Genomic DNA, 4,099 nt, shown 5'->3' with positions numbered 1-4,099 from the left:
CTGTAACCCACCGTGACCAACATCACTTACACAGAAATCTTGACAAGCTCCAGCGAGTGGCTCACCACGAAGGCCAACACGCGGTTCGTCCGCTCGATCGGGGCCACGATCACCGACCGGTGGCCGATCGACCGGGCCGCGATGATCACCCTGCCCCCGGTCGCCCCACAGGTGGGGCTACGCGCCAGGGTGCGGCTGGCGCGGGACTACTACGTGCGCATCGACGCCAACGACTATTCCGTCGACCCATCGATGATCGGCCGGTTCGTCGACGTCGTCGCCGGTCCCGACCGCGTCACCGTCACTCACGAGGGCACCGTCGTCGCCGACCATCCCCGCTACTGGGGCAGCGCAGCGACGATCACCGACCCGAACCATCAAGCGACCGCCAAGCGGTTGCGCGCCGACTACCAGGCCACCCGCGCCGCCACCGCCCGGCGCCACCAGCTACGCACCCACGCCGACGGGCACGCCGTCGCGCTGCGGACGCTTCCCGACTACGACGCCCTGTTCGGCATCGACTTCCACGCCAACCCCACCGCCCCGCACACCCCCGAGCCCGTGACCGACTCCGTCCGTGAGCACGAAGCCGAAGCGGCCGACGGGCCCGATGGCTCGGCCCCCGGCATCATCCGCCCCACCTCCCAAGGAGCTACGTCCTGATGACCCCCACCACCGCTGTCGCCGATGCACTCGACGAGGACACCACCGCGCCTGCCACACTGCCCGCCGGCGACGAGGACCCCGCCGCGCGCGCGGACACCGGACGAGGCCGCAAGCGAACCAGCAAGCCGGTGCTTGCCGCACCGACTCCCGCACCGCCCGCGCCAGCAGCCGCGCCCGCAGGAGCGCCCGCGGTCGCGCCGGGGCTCGCCGCTGCCGCGTCCGGCGCGCGGCTGGACTCCCAGATCGCCTACCTGACGCGGGTCCTGAAGATGCCCACGATCGGGCGGACCTGGGCCGACCTGGCCGACCAGGCCCGCGACCTGGGCTGGTCCCACGAGGAGTACCTCGCCGCCGTGCTCGAGCGCCAGGCCGCTGACCGCGAGTCCGCCGGGACGATGATGCGCATCCGCACCGCGCACTTCCCCGCGATGAAGACCCTCGAAGACTTCAACTACGACCACCTGCCCTCGCTACGCCGCGACGTCCTGGCCCACCTCGCCACGTCCACCTACGTGCCGAAGGCAGAGAACGTCGTCCTGCTCGGCCCGCCCGGCATCGGCAAGACCCACCTCGCCATCGGCCTCGGGATCAAAGCCGCGCAGAACGGTCACAGCGTCCTGTTCGACACCGCGTCCGCGTGGATCAACCGCCTCACCATCGCCCACCAGGGCGGTCAGCTCGACGCCGAGCTGAAGAAGATCCGCCGCTACAAGCTGATCATCGTCGACGAGGTCGGCTACATCCCCTTCGACACCGACGCCGCGAACCTGTTCTTCCAGCTCGTCGCCTCACGCTACGAACAAGGCTCGATCATCGTCACCTCGAACCTGCCCTTCGGCCGCTGGGGCGAGACCTTCAGCGACGACGTCGTCGCCGCAGCCATGATCGACCGCCTCGTCCACCACGCCGAAGTCCTCGCCCTATCCGGCGACTCCTACCGCACCCGCGCCCGCCGCGACCTACTCGCCCAAGACCGCGACCGCTGAACAGCCACCCACAGTCACAACCGGCCCCACCGGCACACACGAGACGGGTTGCCACCCGCGGCATGTGCGGGCGTCGGCGGACGGGCGCGGTTGCCCTCCCCTGCCGGTATGTAGGCAGACGCCGGCCTTGGCTGTTGCTCTACCCGCATATACGTACTACATATACGCATATGCCGAACAAGACGATCTACGTCACCGCCACCGACATGCCGCTCTTCGAGGAAGCCGCACGTCGCGCCGGCGGCCTCTCGCCCGCGATCGCCACGGCACTGCGCCAGTACCTCGCCACCCAAGGACCCGCCATGGACACCCCCACCACCGAGACCATCGAGCTCGACGTCACCGAAGGACCCCGCACCGTGCGTACCCGGTTCCAGGGCCACCGGATCGCCCGCCTCAACCAGACACACGGTCTCCGCGAGGTCTCGTACTCGATCTACCGCACCGCCAAGAACCAGTACGCCCTTTACACCGTGGACCGACCCGACTGGCAACGGTGGAGCCACGACCAGCACATGTGGGAACAACCCGAGACCTGGACGCCAGACTTCCACACCACCCACGAGCGATCGCTGGCCGTGTTCCCGACCGCGGACGAGCTCGTCGCACAGCTCCCCGACGACCTCACCGAAGCCGCCCGTCACGCCATGGACGCACCAGCCGTCCACGTCCTCGACATCTGACCCCCCTTCACCACCGCAGCAGCGCTCAGACCGCGTCCCGACGGCGGCAGTTGCGAACGTCGGTGGTCGGGCGCTGACGACGAGACTCAGCGCCCGACCACCCGCTTGTCACCACTGCAGGGCGACGCGTTCCCGGTGTGCTTCAGCAAGAAGATCGCCGAGCGCATCCACAGGCAGGCTGTGCCGCGTGTTGTCCCTGCCGTCTGTCGCCTGGACATTGCCGGTCTCCACCTCCTGGTCGCCGACGACGACGACCACCGCGGCGCGCTGCTGCCGGGCTGCCCGGATGCGACTGCCAAGGCTCCTCTCGCGGCTGATCTCGACGCGAAGCCCGCGGCCGCGCAGCGCCCTGGCCGCCTGGTCGGCCGCTGCGTCGTGTTCCTCCCGACGGGAAGGACGCTGACTTGAACTGGGGCCAGCCAGAGGGGAAGTCGCCCCTGGTAGCGCTCGAGCAGGGTGGCGACGACGCGCTCCATGGCTCCGACGGTGCCGCGATGGATCATGACGACGCGTTGGAGGGATCCGTCTCGCTCGACGTAGGTCAGATCGAACCGTTCCGGCTGGTTGAAGTCGACCTGGACGGTGGCGATGGTTTCCTCGTGGCCGCGGCCATCACGGACCTGAAGGTCGAGCTTCGGACCGTAGAACGCGGCCTCCCCCGGCGCATCGACCAGCTCGAGGTCGGTGTCGTGGAGTACGTCGAGGGCGGCCGCCCGAAGCGCCTCCTGGTGGCAGGCCCAGTCCGCAGCGGAGCCGAGCCAGGCGTCGGAGTCGTCCCTCAGCGACAGGCGGACGTAGTCAACGGGCAAGCCGAGGATGCGTTGGGCCTTCAGTGCCGAGCGCAGTGCCGCCGCAACCTCCTCGCGGACCTGGTCGGGTCGACAGAAGACGTGGGTGTCGTCGAGGCTGATCTGGCGAACGCGCTGCAGGCCGGAGACGACGCCCGACCGCTCCGCCCGGAACATCGGCGCGAGTTCGTTGAGCCGGATCGGCAGATCACGATATGAGTGCCGCTCGCTGCCGTAGACGAGGGCATGGTGGGGACAGTTCGCCGGGCGCAGGACGACTTCGTCCTCCCCGAGCTTCATGGGCGGGAACATGTCCTTGCTGAACTTGTTCCAGTGCCCCGATTTCTCGAAGAGGGCACGTTTGCCCAGCACCGGGGTGCGTACGTCGAAGCAGCCGTCTTCGTGGGCGATGTCCTTGGCGAGGCGTTCCAGCTCGTCGCGGAGCGCGGCGCCGGCGGGCAACCATAGCGGCAGCCAGAACCGGCGAGTGGATGGCCTGCAAAGACGTGCAGGTCGCGGTTGAGCTCGCGGTGGTCGAGCGGTACTGCGTCGTTCATGGTCGTTCCTTCTGGTCGCGGTCCGGAGTGGTCGCGCGGCCTGGAACGAAGAAGGCCCCGGATCATTCCGGGGCCTGGTGGGTGCTGCGCCTGTCAGGGCATCGCAGCGGCGCCGGAGTAGTCCGGCGTCGTCGTGATCTGACAGGAGCGCATGACTCGACGGTAGCCGCGATGCCGCCGCGAGGGCAACGCTCACTCATCGACAGTTGAGGACAACCACGAACGCGGCGGCTATCTGGCTTCCGAGGAACCGTGCGTGACCAGGACCACGACTCCGGCTTCACCATGCGAGAGTGATGTCGGACACACACGACCGTCGGCGTGCGCTCAGACTGCTCAGTTTTCAGGCTCTCCTGACTGATCCGTGGGTCATTTCCGGCCCGGGAGGACGGGTCGGTGGGATAGAGCCCCGTTGAGTG

General features: G+C 68.6%; 4 protein-coding genes and 1 pseudogene. 3 read left to right on the top strand and 2 right to left on the bottom strand.

Annotated elements, in window-relative coordinates; genetic code table 11:
- Positions 1–39: 39 nt before the first annotated feature.
- The 3 genes from B4E97_RS16225 (at position 40) to B4E97_RS16215 (ending at position 2,335) form a co-directional block, all read left to right on the top strand.
- On the top strand, positions 40–663 hold the full coding sequence (locus B4E97_RS16225) for a Mu transposase domain-containing protein (RefSeq protein ID WP_286960756.1): 624 nt from the start codon (positions 40–42) through the stop codon (positions 661–663).
- The gene (gene istB / locus B4E97_RS16220; protein WP_349681193.1) at positions 663–1,652 is read left to right on the top strand and encodes an IS21-like element helper ATPase IstB; all 990 of its coding nucleotides are present in this window, start codon (positions 663–665) and stop codon (positions 1,650–1,652) included. Before B4E97_RS16225 ends, istB begins: the two co-directional genes overlap by 1 nt.
- Before the next feature lie 170 nt (positions 1,653–1,822).
- Positions 1,823–2,335 carry an EXLDI protein gene (locus B4E97_RS16215; protein WP_286960754.1) on the top strand — a complete coding sequence of 171 codons (513 nt, stop codon included), beginning with the start codon at positions 1,823–1,825 and terminating at the stop codon, positions 2,333–2,335.
- A gap of 108 nt (positions 2,336–2,443) precedes the next feature.
- Here B4E97_RS16215 and B4E97_RS16210 read toward each other — a convergent pair whose 3' ends face one another.
- On the bottom strand, positions 2,444–2,680 hold the full coding sequence (locus B4E97_RS16210) for a His/Gly/Thr/Pro-type tRNA ligase C-terminal domain-containing protein (RefSeq protein WP_286960758.1): 237 nt from the start codon (positions 2,678–2,680) through the stop codon (positions 2,444–2,446).
- A 155-nt stretch (positions 2,681–2,835) separates the two neighbouring features.
- Positions 2,836–3,423 (bottom strand): annotated as a pseudogene (locus B4E97_RS16205) (aminoacyl--tRNA ligase-related protein); the annotation flags it as partial.
- Positions 3,424–4,099 lie beyond the last annotated feature (676 nt).

The organism is Arsenicicoccus sp. UBA7492 (assembly GCF_002479615.1).
Classification (GTDB): Bacteria; Actinomycetota; Actinomycetes; order Actinomycetales; family Dermatophilaceae; genus Arsenicicoccus; species Arsenicicoccus bolidensis.
This window is presented reverse-complemented; position numbering and strand designations above follow the sequence as displayed.